Annotated in this window: 24 protein-coding genes; 22 read left to right on the forward strand and 2 right to left on the reverse strand. The window is 35.8% G+C overall.

Annotated features, from left to right (window positions below):
* The first annotated feature begins 59 nt into the window (after positions 1 to 59).
* Together FLP_RS10715 and FLP_RS10720 are read left to right on the forward strand one after the other, a co-directional pair.
* The gene (locus FLP_RS10715; protein WP_065449517.1) at positions 60 to 2,237 is read left to right on the forward strand and encodes an ATP-dependent endonuclease; all 2,178 of its coding nucleotides are present in this window, start codon (positions 60 to 62) and stop codon (positions 2,235 to 2,237) included.
* Between the two features lie 11 nt (positions 2,238 to 2,248).
* Positions 2,249 to 4,144 carry a UvrD-helicase domain-containing protein gene (locus FLP_RS10720; protein ID WP_065449518.1) on the forward strand — a complete coding sequence of 632 codons (1,896 nt, stop codon included), beginning with the start codon at positions 2,249 to 2,251 and terminating at the stop codon, positions 4,142 to 4,144.
* A 218-nt stretch (positions 4,145 to 4,362) separates the two neighbouring features.
* On the opposite strand, the gene FLP_RS10725 is transcribed toward FLP_RS10720, so the two are convergent.
* Complete coding sequence (locus FLP_RS10725) at positions 4,363 to 4,539, reverse strand: histone H1 (RefSeq protein ID WP_065450242.1); 177 nt, start codon at positions 4,537 to 4,539, stop codon at positions 4,363 to 4,365.
* Between the two features lie 78 nt (positions 4,540 to 4,617).
* The gene (locus FLP_RS10730; protein ID WP_065449519.1) at positions 4,618 to 6,315 is read right to left on the reverse strand and encodes a helix-turn-helix domain-containing protein; all 1,698 of its coding nucleotides are present in this window, start codon (positions 6,313 to 6,315) and stop codon (positions 4,618 to 4,620) included.
* 242 nt (positions 6,316 to 6,557) lie between these two features.
* Between FLP_RS10730 and FLP_RS10735 the strand changes: the two genes are divergently transcribed.
* From FLP_RS10735 to pta, 20 genes are all read left to right on the forward strand, one after another.
* A complete protein-coding gene (locus FLP_RS10735) occupies positions 6,558 to 7,334 on the forward strand; it encodes a hypothetical protein (protein ID WP_065449520.1) in 777 nt (258 codons plus the stop codon).
* 275 nt (positions 7,335 to 7,609) lie between these two features.
* A complete protein-coding gene (locus tag FLP_RS10740) occupies positions 7,610 to 8,494 on the forward strand; it encodes a helix-turn-helix domain-containing protein (protein ID WP_065449521.1) in 885 nt (294 codons plus the stop codon).
* A gap of 25 nt (positions 8,495 to 8,519) precedes the next feature.
* Positions 8,520 to 9,710, forward strand: a complete 1,191-nt coding sequence (locus FLP_RS10745; RefSeq protein ID WP_083195844.1) for a hypothetical protein — start codon at positions 8,520 to 8,522, stop codon at positions 9,708 to 9,710.
* Positions 9,711 to 9,823: 113 nt separating this feature from the next.
* Entirely contained in the window at positions 9,824 to 10,021 is a 198-nt protein-coding gene (locus tag FLP_RS10750; protein ID WP_065449522.1) for a YqaE/Pmp3 family membrane protein, read from the forward strand.
* A gap of 247 nt (positions 10,022 to 10,268) precedes the next feature.
* Complete coding sequence (locus tag FLP_RS10755; RefSeq protein WP_065449523.1) at positions 10,269 to 10,706, forward strand: hypothetical protein; 438 nt, start codon at positions 10,269 to 10,271, stop codon at positions 10,704 to 10,706.
* A 175-nt stretch (positions 10,707 to 10,881) separates the two neighbouring features.
* Positions 10,882 to 11,172 (forward strand): DUF4134 domain-containing protein, encoded by a 291-nt coding sequence (locus FLP_RS10760; protein ID WP_243397568.1) that lies wholly within the window; start codon positions 10,882 to 10,884, stop codon positions 11,170 to 11,172.
* Between the two features lie 12 nt (positions 11,173 to 11,184).
* Complete coding sequence (locus tag FLP_RS10765) at positions 11,185 to 11,514, forward strand: DUF4133 domain-containing protein (protein WP_065449525.1); 330 nt, start codon at positions 11,185 to 11,187, stop codon at positions 11,512 to 11,514.
* An 18-nt stretch (positions 11,515 to 11,532) separates the two neighbouring features.
* A complete protein-coding gene (locus FLP_RS10770; protein WP_065449526.1) occupies positions 11,533 to 14,001 on the forward strand; it encodes a TraG family conjugative transposon ATPase in 2,469 nt (822 codons plus the stop codon).
* A 13-nt stretch (positions 14,002 to 14,014) separates the two neighbouring features.
* The gene (locus tag FLP_RS10775) at positions 14,015 to 14,698 is read left to right on the forward strand and encodes a conjugal transfer protein TraI (protein WP_065450244.1); all 684 of its coding nucleotides are present in this window, start codon (positions 14,015 to 14,017) and stop codon (positions 14,696 to 14,698) included.
* Positions 14,699 to 14,713: 15 nt separating this feature from the next.
* The gene (locus FLP_RS10780) at positions 14,714 to 15,328 is read left to right on the forward strand and encodes a hypothetical protein (protein WP_065449527.1); all 615 of its coding nucleotides are present in this window, start codon (positions 14,714 to 14,716) and stop codon (positions 15,326 to 15,328) included.
* Positions 15,329 to 15,339: 11 nt separating this feature from the next.
* A complete protein-coding gene (locus FLP_RS10785) occupies positions 15,340 to 15,975 on the forward strand; it encodes a hypothetical protein (protein ID WP_065449528.1) in 636 nt (211 codons plus the stop codon).
* Positions 15,976 to 16,030: 55 nt separating this feature from the next.
* Positions 16,031 to 17,182, forward strand: coding sequence for a conjugative transposon protein TraJ (traJ, locus tag FLP_RS10790; protein ID WP_089477460.1), 1,152 nt, complete (start codon positions 16,031 to 16,033; stop codon positions 17,180 to 17,182).
* 17 nt (positions 17,183 to 17,199) lie between these two features.
* Positions 17,200 to 17,820, forward strand: coding sequence for a conjugative transposon protein TraK (gene traK, locus FLP_RS10795; RefSeq protein ID WP_065449529.1), 621 nt, complete (start codon positions 17,200 to 17,202; stop codon positions 17,818 to 17,820).
* A gap of 6 nt (positions 17,821 to 17,826) precedes the next feature.
* Positions 17,827 to 18,093 (forward strand): hypothetical protein, encoded by a 267-nt coding sequence (locus FLP_RS10800; RefSeq protein WP_065449530.1) that lies wholly within the window; start codon positions 17,827 to 17,829, stop codon positions 18,091 to 18,093.
* 4 nt (positions 18,094 to 18,097) lie between these two features.
* Positions 18,098 to 19,381 (forward strand): conjugative transposon protein TraM, encoded by a 1,284-nt coding sequence (traM, locus tag FLP_RS10805; RefSeq protein WP_065449531.1) that lies wholly within the window; start codon positions 18,098 to 18,100, stop codon positions 19,379 to 19,381.
* Positions 19,382 to 19,400: 19 nt separating this feature from the next.
* Positions 19,401 to 20,261, forward strand: coding sequence for a conjugative transposon protein TraN (gene traN / locus FLP_RS10810; RefSeq protein WP_065449532.1), 861 nt, complete (start codon positions 19,401 to 19,403; stop codon positions 20,259 to 20,261).
* 15 nt (positions 20,262 to 20,276) lie between these two features.
* On the forward strand, positions 20,277 to 21,416 hold the full coding sequence (locus tag FLP_RS10815; protein WP_083195845.1) for a hypothetical protein: 1,140 nt from the start codon (positions 20,277 to 20,279) through the stop codon (positions 21,414 to 21,416).
* A 5-nt stretch (positions 21,417 to 21,421) separates the two neighbouring features.
* On the forward strand, positions 21,422 to 21,742 hold the full coding sequence (locus FLP_RS25120) for a hypothetical protein (protein ID WP_083195846.1): 321 nt from the start codon (positions 21,422 to 21,424) through the stop codon (positions 21,740 to 21,742).
* 871 nt (positions 21,743 to 22,613) lie between these two features.
* Positions 22,614 to 23,684, forward strand: a complete 1,071-nt coding sequence (gene corA / locus FLP_RS10825; protein ID WP_065449534.1) for a magnesium/cobalt transporter CorA — start codon at positions 22,614 to 22,616, stop codon at positions 23,682 to 23,684.
* A gap of 49 nt (positions 23,685 to 23,733) precedes the next feature.
* The gene (gene pta, locus FLP_RS10830) at positions 23,734 to 25,827 is read left to right on the forward strand and encodes a phosphate acetyltransferase (RefSeq protein WP_065449535.1); all 2,094 of its coding nucleotides are present in this window, start codon (positions 23,734 to 23,736) and stop codon (positions 25,825 to 25,827) included.
* Positions 25,828 to 25,966 lie beyond the last annotated feature (139 nt).

Below are 25,966 nucleotides of genomic sequence, written 5' to 3' on the forward strand. Positions count from 1 at the left end.
TAAAATTCTAGTTAATGATTTTATAAAATTTGAAATAACTGCAATTAAAAAAATGATAAATGAGAATAGACTTTGTAAAAATTAAAAATTTCAGAAAATTACATTCCTGTAAAATTGAATTTTCCGAAAGAGAAACAATATTTGTTGGGGCAAATAATAGTGGAAAAACCACTGCGATGGATGCTTTAATAACTTTTTTAAAAAGAAAGGAATTTAAAACACAAGATTTTACAATTTCTAATTGGACTGAGTTAAATAAAATCGCTCAAACATGGATCACAAATCCTAATTTATCAGAATTAGATAAAAGTATAAAATTACTGGAACCGTACTTACCATCACTGGATTTATGGATAAATGTAGAGACTTCTGAGTTAAGGTATGTAAGTCATTTAATTCCTACTCTGGATTGGGAAGGTGGATTATTAGGAATTAGATTAATTTTTCAACCTAAGAGTATTGAAACATTAATTGAAGATTATACCTTAAATAGAAGCAAAGCAAATAAACTAAATGATGATTCTGGTAAAAAAGTTAAATTATGGCCTGAAGATTTCTGGCAATTCTGTGAAAAAAAACTAAATTCTTTATTTGAAATAAAAACCTATATTCTAGACCCTAAAAAATCCGATGAAGATCAAGAATTAACTGAATATAATATTGCCTTAGAAGGTAATCCTCTTAAGGGATTAATTAAGATTGACACAATTAACGCACAGAGAGGCTTTAGTGATCCCAATTCAGAAAATGCTGAATCGCAAAATTCTAGAAACCTTTCCTCACAATTACGTACCTATTATGACAAACATCTTAATCCTTCAATCGCTCCAACAATAAATGACTTAGATGCATTAGAAAAATTAAACGATGCTCAATTAGTTTTTGATAGCAATTTAAAAACCAGATTTGAAGACCCTCTTAAAGAACTAGAAGATTTGAATTATCCTGGTTTTGGTAATCCTCAAATAACTTTATCTTCACTCATTAGAGCCGCTGACGGACTAGAACATGAATCTGCCGTTAGATATGAAGTAGACAATGGATTATCTCTTCCAGAGAAATACAATGGACTAGGATACCAAAACTTAATCTCAATAATTTTCAAATTAATGCGATATAGGGATGAATGGATGCGTAAAGGAAATACAGCAAATGAAGACAATGATATTATAGAGCCTCTTCACCTAATTCTAATTGAAGAACCTGAGGCTCATTTGCATGCTCAGGTTCAGCAAGTTTTTATTAAGAAAGCGTATAGTGTTTTGAGAAAACATCCTGATTTGGGAGAATCTAAAGATTTTATCAGTCAATTGGTTATAAGTACACATTCAAGTTATATTGCACATCAAAAATTTGAGAGTTTACGATATTTTAAACGAAATAATACATTAATAATACCGACATCAGAGGTATTAAGTATAAGATCCGTTTTTGATAGTTCTAATAAAAAAGAAAAAGAAACAGAGAAGTTTGTAATTAGATATCTCAATACAACTCACAATGATTTGTTTTTTGCAGATGCAGCAATCATTGTAGAAGGACCAGCAGAAAGAATGCTTATTCCACATTTTATAAAGAATAAACACAAAGTGCTGGATTGCTGTTATGTAACTATTCTTGAAATTGGAGGAAGTCATGCTCATCGCCTCAAACCATTAATTGAAAAGTTAGGTTTGATAACTTTGATAATTACAGATATTGATTCACAAGAAAAGTATAGTGACAACACCAAAACTTCTCCAAAAGATAAATTTAGAAAATGCCAACCTAAAAAAGGATTAAAACAAGAAACTAATAATGACACGCTAAAAAACTGGAATCCAAAACTTAGTAGTATAGATAAATTATTGGCTTTAAAATATGAAAAGAAAGTTCTAGGTGATAATCCAATTAGAGTTGCCTTTCAAAATGAAATAGTTGTAAAAGGTAAAAAGATTTATCCATACACTTTTGAGGATGCACTAGTAGTAGAAAATATTGAGACGTTTAAATCAATTGCTAATGCAGCAGGCTTGCTAAAAAAAATGGTTGAAGCAGCTATTGAAACTGATATAATTAATAGTGCTACAAAAGCCTATAATGCAATTAATGCAGACGGTGCAAAAAAAGCAGAATTTGCATTAGATGTATTATATTTTAAAGATCCTGAAAGCTTAAGCACACCTAAATATATTGCAGAGGGATTAAGTTGGCTGGAAGAACAACTGAAGGTAAATAAAAATGTTAAAATTGATTAAACATAGGGAATATGACTATATACAATAATGATATTGATAAAAATGTTGATGATGAAATTTACGATTGTATCAATCCTGCTAATCTTAAAAGCTTTTTTCTCTTTGCAGGTGCAGGATCAGGTAAGACAAGTACATTAGTAAATGTGTTAGATCGATTTAGAGAAAATTACGCTAAAGAATTTAGGTTAAAAAATAAAAGGATTGCAATAATTACATATACAAATGCAGCCGCAGATGAAATAAATCATAGGTTAGCTTATGATCCCATTTTTGAAGTTAGTACAATACATAGTTTTTGTTGGAATTTAATTCAAAATTTTACGTCAGATATAAAGCCTTGGTTAACTATAGATTTAAATAAATCAATAGATGAATTAAACATACAACTGTCTAAAAGTACTGATCTCAATAATAAAACATCTGTTACTAATACAAAAAAGATTGAATCTAAAATCAAGAGACTTGAATCGTTACCTAAAATTTCTAAATTTATCTACAATCCAAATGGCGATAATTTAACAAAAGACTCGTTAAATCACGCTGAGGTAGTTTCAATTGCCTCTCATTTTATAGCTTCGAAGGATTTGTTTAAACAAATATTAATTAATAAATACCCAATTATTTTAATTGACGAAAGTCAAGATACCAAAAAAAAACTGATCGAGGCTTTATTTTCCTTGCAATCACTTAACGGTAAAAAAATCTCGTTGGGATTATTTGGCGATACTATGCAACGTATTTATAGTGATGGTAAAGAGAAATTAGAAGAAAATTTGCCACCCGACTGGCTAAAACCGGCAAAACAAATGAACCACCGTTCTAAATCTAGAATAATTGAACTAATCAATAAAATTAGAGAGGATGGCGATAAACAAAAACAAATTCCAAGAATTGAAAATTCAGGTGGTACTGTAAGATTTTTTATTGTTCAAAGGGGACTAGATAAATTATCTACTGAAGAATCAATTAAACAGAAAATGTGTTCGATCACTAAAGATTTTAAATGGACAAGTGAGAATACTTCAAGTAATAAAAACGATATTTCGGTAAAAACTCTTACTCTTGAGCATCACATGGCCGCTGTAAGAATGGGATTTTCAACTTTCTTTAATCCTTTGTATTCTATAGAAAAAATGAAAACTGGCCTAATAGATGGTAACTCTGCGTCGGTTAATTTTTTCATTAAAACGATTTTACCTCTTATTGTAGCTCATAAAGCCAATAATAGTTTTGAAATAGCTAATATTATTAAAAAACAATCACCCATTTTTGACAAGGAAAATATCAAAAATGAAAGTAATAAAATTAATATATTAAAAACGGCAAATATTAATGTTGCAAATCTTTTTAAACTTTGGGACGATGAAAAATCTCCAACCTTATTAGAAATATTAAAGAATGTCAATGGTTCAAAATTATTCAAATTACCTACCGAATTAATGTTGGCTATAGATCGCTCTAGTATAACTATCGAAGAAACTAGTACTGAGGAAGAGGAAGATGATAAATTATTGCTTGCATGGGATACCGCATTGAATGCAAATTTTAATGAGATAATGAAATACAATGATTACATATCTGAAAATTCAGGCTTTGGAACACATCAAGGTGTAAAAGGCTTAGAATTTGATCGAGTCATGGTCGTAATTGATGATGTTGAAGCAAGAGGTTTTATGTTCAGCTATGATAAGTTGTTTGGAACAAAATCACTAACTCCAGCTGATAATAAAAATATTGCAAATGGTGACGAAACAGGAATTGATCGTACTTCAAGACTCTTTTATGTAGCTTGTAGTAGAGCTAAAGAAAGTTTAGCTATTGTAGCTTATACAGATAGTTCAATGAAATTAAAAAATAATCTATTAGATTTTGGTTGGTTCAAAGAAGAAGAAATAGAAATTGTATAAATAGTACTTCGTGTGAAATTATTGAGTACTGAAAAGGTTCTCATAGATGTCAAATATCTTAAAAAGATAGGATTAAGAAAATGAGGGTAATTTTTACTCTTAAATAAAGTTTTGTTCATCATTTTACCTTGCAAATAGTGCACATTGTAAAAGATGGATATCAGAAAAAAAGCCTTTCAGAAATCTGAAAGGCTTAATTAAGTAAAGTAAGAATGAATTTATTTTTTAGATTCCTCTATCGAAACTTTTCTAAACTCTTTCAAAAGTTTCTCCAGTTCTAATGTTGATTTACGAGCTCTAGCTCCTGCAGCTTTAACTCCTTTTTCAATTAGAGAGTCTGATTCTGTTTTAAATGTTTCGATTTCTGCATTGATTTTTGCAACTAGATCTTTCATGGTTTTCTGTTTTTTTAAATTACAGGGCAAAAGTAAAAAGTTAAAAATCATATCCTACTATTATTTTCTGTAAAGCTATTAGGTTTTTTCTTTTTTTAGCTTATTGATAAAGAATGATGGAGAGAATCCCATTTTGGCTAAAAATGCTTTTTTAAAGCGTTCCGTGGTGCTGAAACCTGCTTCTTTTGCCAATGCTTCATAAGTATAATGCTTGAATTTGGATTCTGTCTGAAGCAGATTGATGATATAATCAATTCGAAGTCCGTTTATATATTCATTAATACCTTTAGTTCTGAAATGTTCCAGGATATTGGAGACATACTTCGGATTGGTATTAAAGGCTGAAGACAGACTGCTGAGGTTCCAGTCTTTGTCAAGGAACTTTTTATCCTTTTCGAAATTTTCAAAATGTTTTAAAAGTAAAGCAACAGTTTCGGAATTTATATTTTTGATAGGAACTTTTTCTGTTGGTGCTTTTGGCTTATCTTTAGCTTTCTGCTGTTCTTCGACATGAAACTGATAGTTCTTTTTATATTTTTTTCTAATTTTTTGATAGCGGTAAGTAACAGCAAGAAGTACCATAAACAGCAGTAAAATAACCCCTGCAAATATCCAGTGGTAATATTTCTCCCAATGCAGTTCTGCCACCATTTTCTCATTTTCCATTGTAATTCTTTCCTTTTCCAGAAGAAGTTCTTTGGTATCATACTGCTTGTGGATTTTTCCTACTATGTATTTATTGGTTTCTGTCAGCAGGGTGTCCGCTTTAAGCAGCTGGTCAACGTAATACAGCTGTTTATTAAAATCTTTTTTGGTTTTATAATAATTGATCATCAGCTCAAAAGCCTGTCTTAAATCCGGCCTCAATATTTTTTTTTCATTGAAAATTTTATCTACCCGCTGGAAATAAGTTAACGCTTTTTCTTTCTGATGCAGTGACCAGTAACATTTGCCTATGTAAAAGTATCCGACTTCCTCATTGGCAGAGTCATCATTTTCCTTAATGGCTTCAATTGAAGATTCAATATTTTTGATTGAGGCTCCGTAATTCTTCTTAAAATATTCATTGATGCCTTCTGAGTGAATAAAGTAAGGCGTCATTTCTTCAATTTTGAGTCTTTTGCTTTCCGAGATTCCAAGAGCGTTTATTTCAGAGCACCGGCCAAAATTACCAAGTTTGTTATAACACAGTCCAAGGGAGTGCAGCGAATTCAGATAAGGCCTCGCGTGCCCGTCTTTGTAATATACGATGCACTCCTGCAGAAGTGAGACAGCCTCATCGTAAAATCCGATATAAAATTTAGTCTGCGCAATACTGTATTTAACCTTATGAATTAAGTATTGGTTGCTGGTTTTTGAAATATAGCTGTTGGCGGCAAGGTAATTATCCATTGCCTGATCCTGGATCCTCTGGCTGTAGTACACAATTCCTTTACTAAGATAGGAACTACCGATCAGTTCATCATTATTTGATTTTTTTGCCGCATAAATCATGCTGTCAGCATAAACAATGCGCAGTTTTAGAGGAGACATGTGCAGCAGGTTTTGATAGCCGTTTATAATTTCCTTCCAGTTCTGTTCTGATTTGGCTCTGTAAAGCAGGGCATATGCATATATTGACGCCTGGGCACTGTCCTTTCTGAAATGATAAATTTTATCATCAAGGTATTCGTAATCCTTTTTCTTCAGTGAATCCGGTATCTTAAAATTGTTTTTCTGGGCAGATGCCAAATAAAAAAAAAGGAGCAATAGTAAAAGTAGATTTTTTCGATTCATAGGGATGGCATTAATGGAAGTTTAACTGGGGATAACGCTGAACTTCTAATTTGAAACTGTATGAATTGGTTTACTTTAAATTAATATAAAAATAACATAAACGATTGAATAATAAAGGAATGTTGAGGAAAAAAGCACTGTGGATTTCTCGAAAATCCATAGTGTAATTGACGAAAATCCACTGATATAAGGTTGCGGGAGATTTTTAAGCGGAATAGTTTTGTCCTGAATTCAAAAGCAAAATGTCCGGCATGGTGCCGGATAAAAGTTCTGCTTATCCGGATGAAAGGAACTGGGAAGATATTCCCATTCACCTTCAAACCATTCAAATCATGAAAACCTTTTTATTATGCATTATCACTTCTGTTTTTTTTGTTTCCTGTTCTGCCGGGGAAGATATTAGCACTGTTGCAAATTTGTCTGCTCCGAGAGCTATTATGCCGGAAGAGTATCCAGCTAATACCTCTAATCCCTTTGATGCCAGAGGGAAAGCAATTTATGATGCGCTGCAGTTTTATTATCAGGATCATCAGGCACCAAATTCCGTCTCAGCACTTTCCGGTCAGATCAGGCATGTTTCTGCAAAGGTGTTTAGAAATGGAAACCCGACAGGCAGGTTAATACCCTTTACTGACGAAATGGTAGAATCCATAATGGAGGATCCTGATGAAAGTATGATCTTAATTGTTGAAAATAGTGTGCTGCAGGTTTATGCAAAGAACAATTTGATCACCTTTCTGCAGCATCTTATTGTTAAGAGGCAGCAAGAATTCAGTGTAACTTATGACTACATTACTGATTATGAGCAAGAAGTACTGAATGATACTGTTTTTTCAGCTGAAGAAATGGAAACGATCCTCACAGTAGCTTCTATTTCAAGATATTCACTCTATTCCGCTGAGGACCGCAAAGACAGGGACTGGGAGACAAACGTAGGAGGTAAATCCGTTAGACCTTTTTTTGGAACCAATGAAATGCCGATTATTTCGATAATCGCTTTACTGTCCGAAGTTATTTAAATTTAAAACAATGATAGCTTAAATGAAACTGCCAACTGTTTTATATGTGCTGCTGGTATTTTTTAATCTGTTAAGTCTCGGCTTCATTACAGCGCTTTTTATCTTTGATGGAACCTATGACGCTATGGTAATCGTGCATACCAGATTTACCTTCTATCTGCTGTATATTACAGTACTTCTTAATCTTTATGGACTGTTCTATATAGTCGTAAATAACAGGTTTAATGGCTAACAGAAGCAGTTTCTTTTGAGCTGTCTTTTAATTAGACGAATCTATGCTGAAAGATTTGATTAACAAAGAGGTGAATAAGTTTCCTTTTTTAGGAGCTACAGTTTACAGGGTCAAAAAGTATGTTGCTGAGACTCCTGCAGATGAAAAATTTAATCTTCATTATCCTGCAGCACTGCTTATGAAGTCCGGGAGATTTAAAATACGGACTGGAGAAATCGTTCTTGATCTGGAGCCTTATGATTTGATAATCCTGCCTGAAAAATTGCTCTGCACGCAGATCGAGGCAGGAGATAAACTCCAGTTTTTTTTAATTGTATTTTCTTCCGCTAAACAATTGCACGGACTTAAATACAATAAAGAGAGTACCTTGTTTTACCTCTATGGAAATCAGCCTGTACAAGTAAGTCTTGATTCCATTGATTATCTTGTACTGTACTTAATCTGCAGGCTGATTTATGCTGAAGGGCAGAAGCGGCCGGCAGGTGATTTTGAACTGGAACTGCAGCGATTAAGTTCTGATCTGCTGTTTTTTGAACTCAAGTACATTTATTCCATATATATTGCTTCATCGGGTCTTCATGTGTCAAAAGCTGAGGCTTTAACAGCAAGGTTCTTAACTGTTTTATCCATTCATTGCCGAAAACATCACAACGTCAAATTTTATGCCGGGGCACTTTATGTGGCTCCCGAATATCTGAACAGGGCGGTGAAGGAGGCTGTGGGAAAGACTGCCAAAAAGATGATAACCGAAGCAGTACTTGCTGAAGCGTTACAAATGCTGGAAAATTCTAATTACAGCATTGCTGAAATTGCTGAGGATCTGGAGTTTAGTTCTTCCACCTCATTCGGCATCTTTTTTAAAAAATGGATGTCATGCACACCGTCAGAATTTCGTTCGAATGCTGCCGATAAATTTAAGAGTCGTTAGTCTTAACTGTTAACTGCAATTAAACATGAAAATGATGAACAATAACTATCCTTTAGAATGGCTTGATACGCTGATACTGGTTCATTTTAATCCCGATAAAACAGATGTAAACCGATTGACAGAAGTTGAACTGGCTGTTATTTCAGAACATGCTGTAAAAGAGTCCAGCCGAATCCAGGTCAGGATTAAAAATGAAATTTTCGATCTCAGACGAAAAAGACAGATCCGTCTTCTGGTGCGAAAGTATCATTCCATGCTGATCTTTCTTTTGGATACGATAGTGGACAGCCATAAATGCAGTGCATTTCAGAAGCCTCTGTTAGCCGCCACTGCTGCGGTCGTAGTTAAATGCTTAGACGATCTGCTGTCCTTTTTAGAGAAACGGTTTTCCAGTTATCTGAGTTTAGATGAGAGGGTGCCGATAACCTATCTGCTGGTGTCCAGAAAGGAACTGCAGCTGAAATTAAAAAGCCTTAAGAAGAGGAAAGTGGAAAATATGGAAGTGCAGCAGGTTTTAAATGTGGTGATTAGGGAGCTCGAATTATCCCTTTCAATGCAGGACAGAAACAGGATAACTTTCCGCCAGCTGCTGTATGAACGAACACTTTTAAATGAATTGGAACAGGCAAGTATTTTAGAAGCGCATGGGCTTTTCTCTATGCTCGATCATGTGCTCATAGGACTGAATTTCAACAGTGGTGCTTACATAGACCTGCTGGCCCAGCGTCTGGTTTCAAAACTCGTGACAGAGCAGGAATTGTCGGAGAAACTGAGCCTGCTTTCGTATTACCGCAAGGAGTTCAATCAGATTTATTCTAATGAGAAGCTTTTTTTTAAAGCAGGAACGCAGCATCTTAAAACAGTACTGGGAAACTGGTTTGTCCATGAGACACAGTATCTGGAAAGACAGGTGGAACTCTTGGCTGTTTCGCTTAAAGAGTCAGTGCCTCAGGATAAAAAGGAAAATAAGCTGGAATGTGATCTTTCTGCGGATCAGATCGCCATTATTCTGCGGGCAGCCGATGAAGCGCGGGTGGTGAAATCCCGATCCATGAGCCTTGTTTTTCAAAGGATCGTGCCTCATCTGTCCACGGCGTTTAAAAGAGATTTGTCTTATCATTCAGTCAGAAGCAAGTCCTATAATGCTGAAGAGAATGATAAAAACATAGCCATTATGACGCTCGAGAAAATGATTAAAAAAATCAGGTCGTATTAATTTTTGAATTATTACTGCATGCATTGAAACAAAACGAGGCAATTGCAGACTAATAATTCACGGATGATTTTAAATTATGCACTTTTAACCGTTAACTTAAACTAAAAACTATGATGACTTTAATCGCTATATTTCTTCCATCGCTGTCCTTTTTTCTGCGTGGAAAACTTTTGACAGCACTGCTGTGTCTCATACTGCAGATTACGCTGATCGGTTGGATTCCCGCAGCAATCTGGGCTGTAATATCGCTTCAGAATTCCAGAGCGGACAGAAGGAATGCAAAACTTATTAAAGCAGTGCGATCAAAATAAAATAAGCTCATAAGCCCATCAGGCCCCTGAAAGCAAAAGTGCTTTCAGGGGCTTTTTTTATCCTGCTTTTTCACGTTCTTCTGGCAGTTAAAAAAGGTTTTTAAAAATTTAACTTACTAGGGTACAAAAGGGTACAGGGAAAGTTGTACTTGTAGCAGGGCTGTATCTGCTGTTTCTTTGCGGTGTAATAAAATCATAATCCATTTATGATTTTAGGTGGTGATGTCTAATCTTTAAAGAAAAAGTTATGTTTTCAAATGTTTCATGGAGCAGTTACCTGACTACAGTGGCTCTTTTCGTTTTGGTGTGGTACGGTTATCTTATTTTTAACTACTACCGGAAAAATATCCAGGACCTTTTTAAAAATAAGATTAAATCTTCGAATCGGAAAGAGGACTTTTCCTCAGGGCCGTTCTCCGAATTCAAGGAATCTTTCAGTACACTGGAAGATGCGGAGGAATTGTATAATAAGATTTTAACAGTGTTTACTGAAAGTGATGCCGGAGGATTATCCAAAGCGGCATTTAAAAATTACATCCGTTTTATCCTCCTGGAATATCCGTTTGTAAAGCAGTCGGCACTGCGTGAGAAAATCAATTCGCTTGCTGTTTTGGAGAGTGCCAAATATCCCGAATTCCTCCTGACCAATGTGGAGATGGACAGTTTGTGGGAAGAAGAGAATTAAAAATTTAGTGGAGGAACAATCCCTGTTCTCTCTGGTGCGGTATGGCTTTATGTGACAGGAAATAGAGTTGCAACGGCGATATTCCTCTGCTTTTTAAAATTGATATAAACTTTAAAAATGATGTGTGATGAGAAAATGCTGGTGGAAATTAAAGGATTTAGATGAGGAAAAATTAATGTCGTATTGCATTCTTGTCTTGATGTTAGTATACGAAACAAGAATTTACGCGCAGGATGGTGTGGCCGGAATTAACGAAGCCAACCAAAAAGTCAGGAGTTATTTTGATGCAGGTACAGAACTTATGTACGCTGTCGGGGCTATACTGGGCCTTATAGGTGCAGTTAAAGTGTATCAGAAATGGAATGCGGGCGATCCCGATACAGGAAAAGTGGCGGCAGCATGGTTCGGTAGCTGTGTGTTTCTGGTTGTAGTGGCTACAGTAATTAAATCCTTCTTCGGGGTTTAAACATGAGATCTTATGAGTAACAGTGTTTATCAGATCAACAAAGGAATCAATCAGAGTATAGAATTTAAAGGCTTAAAGGCTCAGTACATATGGTATTTGGGAGGAGGCGTTGTATCGCTTATGATTCTTTTTGCAGTCATATATATTATTGGCCTTCCGTCACTATTGTGTGTTGGACTCGTTGGAACAGCTGGTGCTTTTCTAGTTTTTAAAATATATAAAATGAGCAACCAGTACGGAGAATACGGCATGATGAAGGCGCTGGCCAAAAAGCAGGTTCCAAAATGTATAAAAGTTTACAGTAGGGCTATTTTTTTTAAAGGCATGGTTGTAGAACGTTAATAATGAAAATGAAGGGTGATGGAGAAGAGGATGGAAGATTTACTGCCGATTATGGCAGTAGAACATGACTGTATTTTATCAAAACAGGGCGATGTAACTGTAGTGTTTAAGGCTGAGCTGCCTGAGATTTTTACTTTGTCTGATCAGGAGTATGAAGCTTTTCATCAGTCGTGGATAAAAGCAATAAAGGTGCTTCCCAAATTCTGTGTTTTTCACAAGCAGGACTGGTTTTTAGAAAAGAGTTACAAAGCTGATTTTACGAGTGATGACAGCAGTTTTTTAACCCGGAGCAGTGAGCGGTTTTTTAATGAAAGACCTTTTTTGGATCATTCCTGTTACATTATGCTGACTAAGAAGCCACAGGGAAGGAAGAATTCAAGTTCGCTTTTCTCAAATCTACTTAGGCGTTCGATAGTACCGGAGGAAACTCTAAAAGCGCAGCTGTTACAGGATTTTATTGACTGTACCGGCCAGTTTAAAAGAATTATGGAAGACAGCGGTTTTGTCAAGCTTACCCGATTGAAAAATGATGTGCTTCGAAGCGAGAGCAGAAAATTGGGACTCATAGAAAAATACTGTTTTTTATCCGGGAGCGAAGATTCATTTGTTTTTAAGGATATCAAATTTGATGAAGGTTTAGCGGTTGGCGATAAACATTGCCAGCTTTTCGCACTTGGGGATGCGGCTGATCTGCCAGCGTTGTGTGGTTCTCGAATCAACTTTGACCGGTATTCCACTGATAAAACCAAATTCAGTGTTGGCTTTGCATCAACACTCGGACAGCTTTTATCCTGTAATCATATTTATAATCAATATCTGTTTATTGAAGACGCCCAAAAAACGATTCAAAAATTGGAAAGCAAAAGATTAAGGCTTCAGTCTTTATCGGCATACAGTAGGGAAAATATGATTGCCAGGGATGCGACGAATGATTTTCTCAATGAAGCGGTGTCCCGGCAGCGCCTTCCGGTTAAGGCACATTTTAATGTGCTGGCTTGGAGTACAGACAAAGAGCAACTGAAGGATATTAAGAACAAAGTATCTTCAGCCCTCGCTCAGATGGACGCGGCAGCCAAGCAGGAAACAGTCGGTGCTCCGCAGATTTTCTGGGCAGGGATTCCGGGAAACGCAGCTGATTTTCCGATGAATGATACGTTTGACACTTTCACCGAGCAGGCAGTATGTTTCCTGAATATGGAAACGGGCTACAGGTCTTCACTCAGTCCTGTTGGCATCAGGCTGGGAGACAGGCTAACTGGAAAACCTGTTCATGTGGATATCAGCGATGAGCCCGTCAAAATGGGGATTTGCACCAACCGTAATAAGTTTATACTCGGTCCCTCGGGAAGCGGTAAGTCATTTTTTACCAATCATATGGTCAGAAGCTATTATGAGCAAGGGACACATATTGTTCTGGTGGATGTCGGTCACAGCTATAAGGGGCTTTGCGATATGGTTAACGGATATTATTTCACTTACGATGAGAAGAACCCGATCCGTTTTAATCCTTTTTATATATCGGAAGGAGATACTCTGGATACCGAGAAGAAAGAAAGCATAAAAACACTGCTTCTGGCACTTTGGAAAAAAGACGATGAAACCTTTAATCGGAGCGAGTATGTAGCTTTATCAAATGCGCTTCAGCTCTACTATGAAAAACTGGAGTTGAACTCCGATCTCTTCCCATGTTTCAACAGTTTTTACGACTTCCTGAAAGATGATTTTGTAAAGATTTTGCAAGGCGATAAGGTGAAAGAAAAGGATTTTGATGTAAACAATTTTCTATATGTACTACGGCCCTATTACAAAGGAGGAGAGTTTGATTATCTATTAAATGCCACAGAGAATCTGGAACTTTTAAAGGAAAGGTTTATCGTATTTGAACTGGATAATATCAAGGATCATCCGATTCTATTTCCTGTGGTAACGATCATTATCATGGAGGTTTTTATCAGCAAAATGAGAAAGCTCAAAGGCATCCGCAAGATGATCCTGATTGAAGAGGCATGGAAAGCGATTGCTAAAGAAGGAATGTCCGAATATATTAAGTATTTATTCAAGACCGTGCGGAAATTCTTTGGAGAAGCCATTGTAGTCACTCAGGAGGTTGAAGATATTATTTCATCGCCAGTTGTCAAACAGGCCATTATCAATAACAGTGACTGCAAGATCCTGCTGGACCAAAGCAAATACCAGAATAAATTTGATCAGATACAGGAATTGCTTGGGCTGACCGAAAAAGAAAAGGCATTGGTGCTATCGGTTAATAAAGCGAATGATCCTGATAAGAAATATAAGGAAGTGTTTATTTCACTGGGAAGTATGCTTTCAAAAGTGTACCGAACAGAAGTTTCATTGGAGGAGTATTTGGCCTACACCACAGAGGAAAGCGAGAAAGTGAAAATGAATACCTATGCCCAAAAGTTTGGGGGCGACATCAAAAAAGGCATCGCAGCTATGGCCCGCGATATGAGGAGTGGAAATTAATTTAAAGGAAAAAATGAAAGCAAAAATAATTACGTACATAATCTGTCTAGTGCTAATCAGCACGCCGGCAAGACCGGTAGAAAAGACAGCTGCACTGCCGATACTGGAAATTGTAAAAGCGGTCACCAAAAAAGTGATTAAAGCAATTGACCTTAGGATTCAGAAACTTCAGAACAAAACGATCTGGCTTCAGAATGCCCAGAAGCAGGTAGAGAATGTACTCTCTAAGTTAAAGCTGGATGAAATTTCGGACTGGACTAAAAAGCAGAAAGATTTATATAAAGGCTATTACGAAGAACTGGCAAAAGTAAAATCTATTATTACCTATTACCAGAGGATAAAAGATATTACCAAGAAACAGACTAAACTGGTACAGGAATATGAAAGAGCCTGGAATTTATTCAAACAGGATACTCATTTTAAAGACAATGAAATCCAATATATGGAGCGTGTTTATTCGGGTATTTTGGAAGAAAGCTTGAAGAATATGGATCATATTTTTTTAATACTTGATTCTTTCAGCACGCAGATGAGCGATCTGAAAAGACTCGAAATTATTAATGAAGCTGCAGATCAGATTGATGCCAATTATGATGATCTCACGCTTTTTAATCAGCAGAATGTGATGCTCAGTCTTCAGAGGGCCAAAACAGAGGCGGATGTCAATCAGGTCAAACAATTTTACGGAATTCCGTAATTCAATGAAAATATCATGAAAAAAATAATCTCATTATCCTTGATCGTACTGTTTATGCATCAGGGAATTCAGGCGCAGGCCAAGCAGAGAAAGGAACTGCTTTTGCAGATCGCTGCGCTTCAGGTTTATATTGATTATGCTAGAAAAGGATATTCAGTTGTGTCAAAAGGACTGAATTTTATTGGCGATGCAAAGAGGGGAGAAGTGAATCTTCATGGTGATTATTTTACGTCGCTTCTGAAGATTAATCCCAAGGTTAGTAATTATTATAAAGCAGCTGAAATTCTCTCGATGCAGTTTAAAATAATGAAAATATGTAAAAGGACATATGCCGAACTTAAAGGAAATGATCTGTTTCACGGCAGTGAACTCGATTATATAGAGCGTTCTTTTGAAAGACTGCTTGGGAACTGCAGTGATACCCTTGACCAGCTTTTGGTTATTACCACCGATTCCAAACTGGAACTTAAAGACGACCAGAGGATCGAGCGTATTGATGCGCTGCACAAAATGATGCTGGAGGATTATCATTTCTGTTTGTCTTTCAGCAATGAAGCGAAACTTCTGTCTTTATCAAAGACTCGTGAAAAAGGAGATGTCCGAAATGCAGGAGCTATCTATGGATTATAAAATAAAAAACGATGAAAAAAATATTGATTTTAATATTGCTAGTTTGCTTGGCTTTTGTTCCTAACACAGCAAAGGCGCAGTCAGCGGAAATCCAGCAGTTAATCTTAAACATTGAAAAACTCTCCCAGTTTAAAAAAATCCTAAGCGATATGAAAAAGGGTTATGAACTTCTTTCCGGCGGCTATAAAACAGTCAAGGATATGGCAGAAGGAAATTTTAGCCTGCATAAAACTTTTCTGGATGCCCTTATGCAGGTGAGCCCTGTTGTGAAAAATTACAAAAGGGTAGGGGACATCATCAATTTTCAGATGCTGCTGATGAAGGAAAGCAAAAATGGATTGAATCGTTTTGTAAAGAGCGGCAACTTTAGCGAAAAGGAAATCAGCTATTTTGAAAAAGTTTATGGAAATCTTCTGAGCCAGAGTTTAAGGAACCTTGATGAACTCACAATGGTTGTAACAGCCGATAAACTCAGGATGTCGGATGATGAAAGGCTCCACGCAATAGATGGTATTTACCTCCAGATGCAGGATAAGCTTTTTTTTCTCAGAAACTTTAATGCTACATCAAATGTGCTGGCACTGCAAAGAGCAAAAGAAGCGAAGGATGTTTATGCTTCCAAAGAACTTCACGAACTAAAAAACTAAAGCGATGAACATTTGTAAGTCTTGCAAAACAATTGTTTTTACAATTGGGGTATTTATGATGTCTTTTGCTATTCATGCTCAGGGGCTGGGCGATAACATGCAGAGTCTTCATACCGTTTTGGATCAGCTGTATGATGAGATGATGCCGTTATGCAGTAATCTTTTAGCGGTAGGTCAGGGTATAGCGGGATTCGGAACGATTTGGTATATAGCTTCGCGAGTATGGAGACATATTGCCAACGCCGAACCCATTGATTTTTATCCGCTCTTCAGGCCTTTTGTGATTGGATTTTGCATTATGATTTTTCCTTCGGTACTCGCGCTAATTAACGGGGTTATGAAACCCACAGTTACGGCAACTGCCGCTATGGTTACAGGATCGAACAATGCTGTTGCAGTCCTTCTCAAAGAGAAAGAAAAAGCGATAAGAGAGACTGATCCGTGGAAAATGTATGTTGGTGTTGCAGGAACAGGGGATAGGGATAAATGGTATAAGTACACCCATGATGAAGATCCGTCCAATGAGAGCATGCTGGCCGGAATCGGCAACGATGTCAAATTTGCAATGGAAAAAGCTTCCTATAACTTTCGAAATTCTGTCAAGGAATTTATGAGTGAAGTACTGAGGGTTTTGTTTGAGGCTGCGGCATTGTGCATTGATACGCTCAGGACATTTCAACTCGTGGTGCTTTCTATTCTCGGACCTCTTGTATTTGGAATAGCTGTTTTTGATGGTTTTCAGCATACACTCACGGTATGGCTGGCAAGATATATCAATATTTATCTCTGGCTTCCTGTTGCCAATATCTTTGGAAGCATCATTGGGAAAATTCAGGAACTGATGCTAAAACTGGATCTCTCGCAGGTTCAGGCAACAGGGGACACCTTTTTCAGCAGGACCGATATGTCTTACTTGATTTTTATGATTATCGGAATCATAGGATATTTTACGGTTCCATCGGTTGCCAATTATATAGTCCACGCTGCCGGAGGAGGCGCCTTAGGTCAGAAAGTTACCGGACTCTTTAGTAATTCAACCAGTTCAGTGGTTTCAAAAACATCAATGGGAGCTGGTATGGTACTGGATGCAATGGGCAATGCGGCAGGGCGTATGTCCCAAAGTATGTCATCATCGGCTGGAAGTACCCCTTACTTTGAGGAGAAAGGAAACTATATGAGCGACAGGCTTAAAGGGAATTCAAAATAATCAAAAAAAATCTGCTCATGTTTACCAAAATGAAAAATATTGATATTGCATTCCGATATGTAAGAGGGTTTACGATGCTGGTTATTGTGGGATGTATTATGATAAGCTGTTATACACTTTACAAAAGTTTTGAGTCGGTAACCCAGATGCAGGATAAGGTTTATATACTGGCAAATGGAAAAGCGCTTGAAGCTTACGCGTCGGAGAGAAAAGATAATGTACCGGTGGAAGCAAGAGATCATGTAAAGACCTTTCACAAATTTTTCTTTACCCTTGATCCTGATGATAAAGTAATTAAAACCAATATTACAAAAGCGCTTTATTTAGCTGATGACAGTGCCAAACGGATTTATGATGACCTGAAAGAAAATGGCTTTTACTCCGGAATTATCTCCGGAAATATTAGTCAGACCATTCAGATTGACAGTATTTCGATAGATATGCGTGATTATCCGTACCGCTTTAAATGTTTTGCAAAACAGAACATTATAAGAACAACCAGTATTCTGAAAAGAAACCTTGTAACAGAAGGGTCTCTTCGCAATGTGTCAAGAAGTGACAATAATCCCCACGGCTTTTTAATTGAACGCTTCAATACCATCGAAAACAAAGATCTAACAGTTGAGAATAGAAAATAGACGGATATGAAATCACTATTCAAAAAACAGCAAACTCCTTTTGTGTATCACAGGTATTATCATTCTGCACAGACAAAATGGGTTCAGAAAATGGATGTACTGATCAATGGTCTTCCCAGAAGAAAGCTTATCTGTCTGCTGATTTTATTTATCATTCTAACAGGAAGTTACTTTATCTATAACATTTATACAGCGTTTTCAGAAAGTGATTTTCCAATAGCTCAAAAGACAGCTGTCATTTCAAAAATTAGAACTATCAATTTTAAAAAGTAAAGTCATGGAACATAAAACAATATCAGCCAAAGAATCCAAAAAGCGAAAAATGCTTTTGGTTCTGCCCCTTATAACACTTCCTTTCATCACGATTCTGTTTTACACTTTGGGAGGAGCGACGATGGAAGCGATGGGAGGTAAAAATGAAATTAAAAAGGGATTTAATTTTAATCTGCCTCTTCCAAAATTTAAAGAAGATTCGGCGCTTGATAAAATGAGTTATTATGATCAGGCAGCAGTGGATTCTATTAAACTTCAGGAACAGATCAAAAAGGATCCTAATTATTCCAATCAAAAAACAGTACAAGAATCTATAGGAGAGTTTCCAGATACGTATTTTGAGGTTCAACGATTTCAAAAAGGCAAAACAGGTTTTAATTCGTCATCATTTCAAAACAGGAGCGAGCAGAAGGTTTACGAAAAACTGCAGGCCCTTCAAAAAGCAATCAGCCAGCCCGCCATACCTGAAAATTACGGTCAGGATATGAAAGAATTTGAAAACTACGGCTCATCAAAAGGAGTTTCTGATGAGATAGAGAGCTTAGAGCAAATGATGAGCAAGATGGGAGAGTCCCATGAACCTGACCCCGAACTAAAACAGCTTGGCGGAATGCTTGAAAACATACTGGATATTCAGCATCCATCCCGTGTGCAGGAAAGGCTAAAACAGTCTTCAGATAATAAAAAGGGAAAAATCTTAACGGTTAACCGTAAAAAAGAAGAAGATAATGTGACTTCACTTCAGCAGGATAAAACTGATCTGCGTTCTATAAAGAACAACTCATTTTATACAGTAGATGAGAATATAGAGCAGGAGCAGCACCAAAATTCAATAGAGGCTGTGATTCACGAGACTCAGACTATTGTCAATGGCTCTGTGGTGAAACTCAGACTAAGCAGTGATATATTTCTCCAAGGTACTATGATTCCAAAAAACACATTTTTATATGGAATAGCAACTTTAAAAGGGGAGAGGCTGGAAGTTAAAATCAACAACATTCAGTTTCGAAATTCAATTTTTCCGGTGGAATTAACGGTGTATGATATGGACGGTATTGACGGGATTTATATTCCCGGTGCTGTCAGCAGGGATGTTGCCAAGGCTTCGGCTGATCGTTCTATTCAAACATTAGGGCTTACAGGGCTTACGGACTCCTGGGGTGCGCAGGCGGCCGGGATGGGAATTGAAGCGGCGAAAAGCCTGATGAGCAAAAAAGTAAAACTGGTTAAAGTGGTTGTGAAAGCCGGTTATCAGGTGCTTCTGTATGATGAAAAACAAAAGAATTAAACCTTAAAAAAGAGAAAAAATGAAAAAAATAAATCAATTGTTTTTAACATTAGTAATGCTGGTTTATGTCTCAGCTTATCCACAATTAAAAGAAAGAAAAACTGTGTTTTATGAAGAGCAGTATAAGAACCTTCAGATCGGGTACTCTAAAACAACAAGCATCGTTTTTCCTTACTCGATTAAAAGTGTAGATAAAGGAAGCGCTGATGTGCTGGTGCAAAAAGCCAAAGGAGTGGAGAATATACTACTGGTAAAAGCCGCTAAACAGTATTTTTTCCAGACCAATTTGACAGTGGTCACTACCGATGCCAGATTGTACGTATTTGTACTAAATTATGATGACAACTGCCCCGACTTAAACATAAACGCGGAAAATGCTGTGCCTGCCAGTAAAGATGTTTTATTTTCAATGGAGCACGAAAATCAAAAGAAAATAGAACAGCTGGCCTCACTTGCCTTATCAAAAAAGAAAAAGAGCAGTGGATTAAAAAAATCGAAGTTTCAGATTAGACTTGAGGTAAATGGTATTTTTATTCATCAGGATGTTTTGTATTTGAGGGTCGTATTGGAAAATAAATCTAAAATTAATTATGATATCGACCAGCTGCGTTTTTTTATAAGGGACCAGAGAAAATCAAAGCGGACTGCGTCACAGGAAATAGAAATCCTACCGCTGTATACCACTTCATCATCTGCTGTAATTCCCTATAAATCTGAAGTAACAAAAGTCTATGCAGTAGAGAAATTTACGATTCCTGAGAATAAGTATCTGACACTTCAGCTCATCGAAAAGAATGGTGGAAGGCATTTAGAGGTTAATATTAATAATCTAAGTGATAAAGCATTTCCAATTCCTGCATCCGGCAGTAATGACTTTTAAACTTTAAAATATATTATGACAATAAACTTAGCCGATACTGAAATTTTGTCGGGGCTTGCTAAAGAAATGGTGGCAGGTGGTTATCACTATACAGCTTTTCCTTCAGATGAAATATCTGACAGCCACACTCTTGAGTTTTTTAAAACTTTATGGGAAGCAAGGGAATACTGTTATGAGATGACTAACGATGCAGACTATTTTGAGAGTCTGCCGACAACTTCGCTGATAAGCGACTTAAACATGCTTATGAAGAGTGGAATTGATACTTCATGCAATGAGGCATTTGATCTTACTGGATTTGCCCGCTTGGAAAGAGAGAAAAATGAATTATTAGGAAATAACTTAAATATAAACATTATGAATGAGAAAAACTTAGAGTTCTTAAAAGACCAGCTGAAATATACTGGCTTTGGAGAAACGTTCGACCAGGACTTGAAAGAGAAAATGCTTAAAGGCGAGACAGAATTTAAGCTGATGAAAGAAGGTGTGTATGGAGCAGATTCCATGACTGCAGTGCTGAATTTTAAAAAATCAGATCAGACCGATTTATACTTTTTTAATTCATATCATGTGAACCTTAAAAAAGAGGATTCCAAACAAGGATTGGAACAGACTTTTTATATTAATAATAACAGCAGCAATATTACGCTCAAAGAAGCTTATAATTTAATGGAAGGCCGCTCGGTGAATAAGGACCTGAAAACCAGAGAAGGAGAAGTTTATAATGCTTGGCTGAAAATAGACTTTAAAAATTCTGATGATAAATCCAATTTTAAGCTGGAGCAATATCATCAAAATTACGGTTACGATCTGGAAGCAAGTCTTGAGAAACATTCCATTAAAGAACTGAATACTCCAAAATACAAAGAAGATCTTTTAAACTCGCTAAAAAAAGGAAACCTGCAGTCTGTAACTTTTGTTGTAGCTGGTGTGGAAAGCAAGATGTACGTAGAGGCGAACCCGCAATTTAAAACTTTGAATGTCTATGACGGCGATAAACAGCGCATTAACCACCGCGAAAGCAAGGAAGAGAAAAAGGAAAATGCCTTGGATAAAAAAGAGTCTAAAGAACAGCAGAAAGATCTTGATGGTGAGCCCGAAGGCGGGGGACAGAAAGAAGGTAAGAAAAGAAAGGTAAAATCACAGTCTATTTAGAAGTGATGGAAAGTGTAAAACCCTTATCGGATTTCTTTTCGGTGATTGAAAAGGATTATCGGATCAGCAGCACCCATATTGCCATTTATGCGGCCCTGCTGCGATGCCGTTCCCTTAAGGGTTTTATCAATCCTATTGAAATCTTCAGGCATGAACTGGCACCTGTTGCCAAGATATCTTCTAAATATACCTATCATAAATGCATGCATGAATTGCATGATTACGGTTACCTGCGCTATGAGCCTTCTTTTAAAAAAAACAGAGGTAGCAGGATCTATTTTTTTGATTTTGAACTCCGGAAAATTGAACTGTCATTAAATCTTTAATACTGAATATCTTCCCAACATCTGACACATTCTCGTTTTGGATGTAGAATATTGATCTTATCATCCAGGTTATAAAAGTGAAGTTGAATTATAGAAAAGAGGTTATCTCAATAAATGAGATAGCCTCTTTTTATTTTGCTTTGAAACAAATGAACTTAAGAAGATGAGGTATGTTATATTTTTTTAAATTTCATTTATTTCCATCTCTAGTCAAGTCAGTATAGCCAAATCTGATTTGGAAATACTGACATTAGTTTTATTAAGTCGTTTGTTGAGCAGGGACATTTCACGTCCAATAGTCTTTTGCTCTGTAATAGCATACGCTACGGTTTGTTTGACAGATGCATGACCTAGCATTTCTTCAACATTTATAGGAACATTATTGTTTACTTAAATGATCAATCCTTATTTATTTCGTGACTATGTTTTACGCTGATAGAGTATAATGAATATAACAGTAAGATTTTAGAAAAGATAAAAAGGGGAGATATAGTTTCCTTTTTTAATGATGAAGGAGGATTTCTTTCTAATTAAAAAAACTTAGTTTATTCACAAACTAATCCTGTCTAATAAAGTTTAAAAAGATTGATTTTTAGAAAGGAAATATGTTATTTTGTGAAATAAAATAAGCACTTTGTTCCATATTTGTACCATTGATTCATAAGTTGTTGGTTTTCAGTATTGGTTATTTTTGAAGAAGTGAAATAAGTATTAAGTAATTAATACTAAATATTAAGAAAGCCGAGTCAGAAATGACTCGGCTTTTTTTATGCCTCATTTTTAAATATCTTCAGACCGATGCTGTCAAAATGATAAATGTCATTTATCGTTCGAATTCTTTTTCGTAATATTACTATGAAAATATTTTTGCATGAGAAAGATCAAATACAAGAAAGGGCGGAAGCTTCAACATATCACTTTAGAGTATACAGGCACACAAAAAGGACATGAAACCGAGATGCAGCTTTTTGTGTATGATAATGAAGATGTAGTTGAATATGAGAAGTTTACTGTTTTGGCATTGAATACCTGTATTGATTATACCAAAAATAACTGGATTAACATTCACGGATTAAATGATATTAATTTACTCAAAACAATTGGCGCTCATTTTAAACTTGATGATTTTTTATTAGCAGATATTTTAAATACAACCAAAAGAACCAAACTTGAGGAACAAAAAGATGTTTTGTTTTTTAATATAAAATCGCTTCTGCCATCTGAATATTCAGATAATATAAGTGTCGAACAAATAAGTTTTATTTTAAAAGACGGAATTTTGATTTCTTTTCAGGAAAAACGAAGTGATTTTTTTACTCATATCAGGGAACGCCTTCGTACACATGCAGGCATTGTAAGAACAAAAAAAGTAGATTATTTGCTCTACTTGTTACTAGATGCCGTAATGGAGAATTTTTACATTACAATTGAAGACGAAGAGGATAAAATTGAAGAATTAATCAATTTAACTAAAAAAGGCGCTGACCCCATTATTTTGGAAAAGATAGAAAATCATCGTGATAATTTTAATTTTTTAAAACGTTCGATTATTCCACTGAGGGATTCTTTGTATTATCTAAAAACAATTAAAGATGATGATACCTATAACGGAATTCAAAAAGAAACTTTTAGTTTTTTCATCCGTTTGCATCAAAAAAGCTTAGAACTTTTAGAACAAATTGATTCGGATATGAGTTCATTAGAAAGTGCCTCTAATTTTTATTTTTCGGAACAAAGCCGGAAAATGAATGAAATAATGAAGACACTTACGATTATTTCGGCCGTATTTATTCCGCTTACTTTTATTGTTGGAGTCTATGGAATGAACTTTGAATACATGCCGGAACTCAAAGCAAAAAACGGGTATTTTATTGTGCTGGGCGCAATGGTTTTATTGGTGATAGCCCTGATAATCTATTTTAAAAAAAGACGCTGGTTTTAGCGTTTATTATATATAATTAAAAAATTTGTTAAGTTTCAAAATATGAATTATGAGTAAAGCAGTATATATTGCCACAAGTGACCACAATAGCGGAAAGTCGATTATCACGCTCGGTTTGATGAGTATTTTAATTGGTAAAACGGCAAAAGTGGGTTATTTTAGACCGATTGTAGAGGATTTTGTTGATGGAGAATTAGACAATCACATCGAGACCGTTTTATCGTATTTTAATCTTGATATTAAGTTTGAAGATGCTTATGCAATAACGAAAAGTAAACTGATCAAGAAAAAAAATAAAGGAAAAATAGGCGAAGTCCTGGATTTGATTATCGAAAAATATAAAAAACTTGAAGAACGTTTTGATTTCGTTTTAGTAGAAGGAACAAGCTTTACCGGAGAAGGAACTTCGATAGAATTAGATTTGAATGTTCTAATTGCAAAAAATCTTGGTATTCCAACTATTATTATTGGTTCTGGAGTTGGAAAAACACTAGAAGAGTTAGTGGATAGTCTTTATTTGGTCTATGATTCCTTTAAAGTAAAAGAGGTTGAAGTACTATCTGTAATTGCAAATAAAGTACAATTCGAAAATATAGAACTTGTTACACAAGGATTACAAAAAAGCTTACCGGAGAATGTTTTAATCAATACAATTCCGTTGATTTCGAGTTTGAATAATCCAACAATGCAGGAAATTGTCAACCAGTTAGATGCAAAAGTATTGTTTGGAAGCGCTTACTTAAACAACGAAATTGGTCATTTTAGTGTAGGTGCCATGCAATTGCATAATTATTTAGTTCACTTGCATGACAATGCCCTGGTAATTACTCCGGGAGATCGTTCAGATATTATTCTGGGAGCTTTACAAGCTAACGAATCGGCTAATTATCCTACTATTTCCGGAATTATTCTAACAGGAAATATTGTTCCTGAACAAAGTATTTTAAAACTTATAGAAGGACTTTCAGCCATCGTTCCTATTATAGCTGTTGATGGAGGTACCTATAATATTACCAATAAAATTGGTGCTATTAAATCTGAAATTTATGCAAATAATACGCATAAAATTGAAACCTCGATTAGTACTTTCGAAAAATTTGTTGCCATGGATGATTTATCCGAAAGATTAATCACTTTTGAAGCTGAAGGCATGACTCCGAAAATGTTTCAGTACAATATGGTCAAAAGAGCCAAACAGCACCGCAAACATATTGTTTTACCAGAAGGAAGTGATGAGAGAATTATCATTGCAACATCACGATTATTAGCTATGGATGTAGTAGATATTTCGATTATTGGAGACAAAAAACAAATTGAAAGCAAAGTAGCAGAATTAGGAATTTCATTTGATTTTTCGAAAGTAAGCATCATCAATCCAAAAGAATCTGAACTTTATGAAGATTATGCCAATACATATTATGAGCTTCGTAAAGCGAAGAATGTAAGTATTACAATGGCAAGGGATTTAATGGAAGATGTATCTTATTTTGGCACCATGATGGTATACAAAGGTCATGCTGACGGAATGGTATCAGGTGCTGCTCATACAACTCAGCATACTATATTGCCAGCACTTCAATTCATTAAAACAAAACCAAATTCATCTGTAGTTTCATCGGTATTTTTTATGTGTTTAGAAGACAGAGTTTCTGTTTTTGGGGATTGCGCTATTAACCCAAACCCAACAGCAGAACAATTGGCAGAAATTGCGATTTCTTCCGCAGAGTCAAGTTCAGCCTTTGGAATAGAGCCTAAAATTGCCATGCTTTCTTACTCATCAGGTTCATCAGGAAAAGGAGATGAAGTAGATAAAGTAAGAACTGCAACCGAAATTGTAAAACAAAGACGTCCGGATTTAAAAATTGAAGGCCCAATTCAATACGATGCCGCAGTAGATCGTGCAGTTGGTAAAAGTAAAATGCCGGATTCTGAAGTAGCAGGGCAGGCGAGTGTACTTATTTTTCCTGATTTAAATACCGGGAATAATACTTATAAGGCAGTACAAAGAGAAACAGGAGCATTAGCTATTGGACCAATGCTGCAAGGTTTAAACAAACCCGTAAACGATTTAAGCCGTGGTTGTACGGTAGATGATATTATAAATACAGTAGTTATTACAGCGATTCAGGCGCAAGGATTGTAAATTAATTAAAAATTTAGAATTAAAAATTAAATTAAAATTTTATGACTTAGTGCCCTTGTGGTAAAACATAAAAAAAACGTTTTTATCTGCGTTTTGCTTTAGCAAACTGTGTGATCCGCGTTCAAATTTAGTTCTATAT

The organism is Flavobacterium piscis (assembly GCF_001686925.1).
GTDB classification, from domain to species: domain Bacteria; phylum Bacteroidota; class Bacteroidia; order Flavobacteriales; family Flavobacteriaceae; genus Flavobacterium; species Flavobacterium piscis.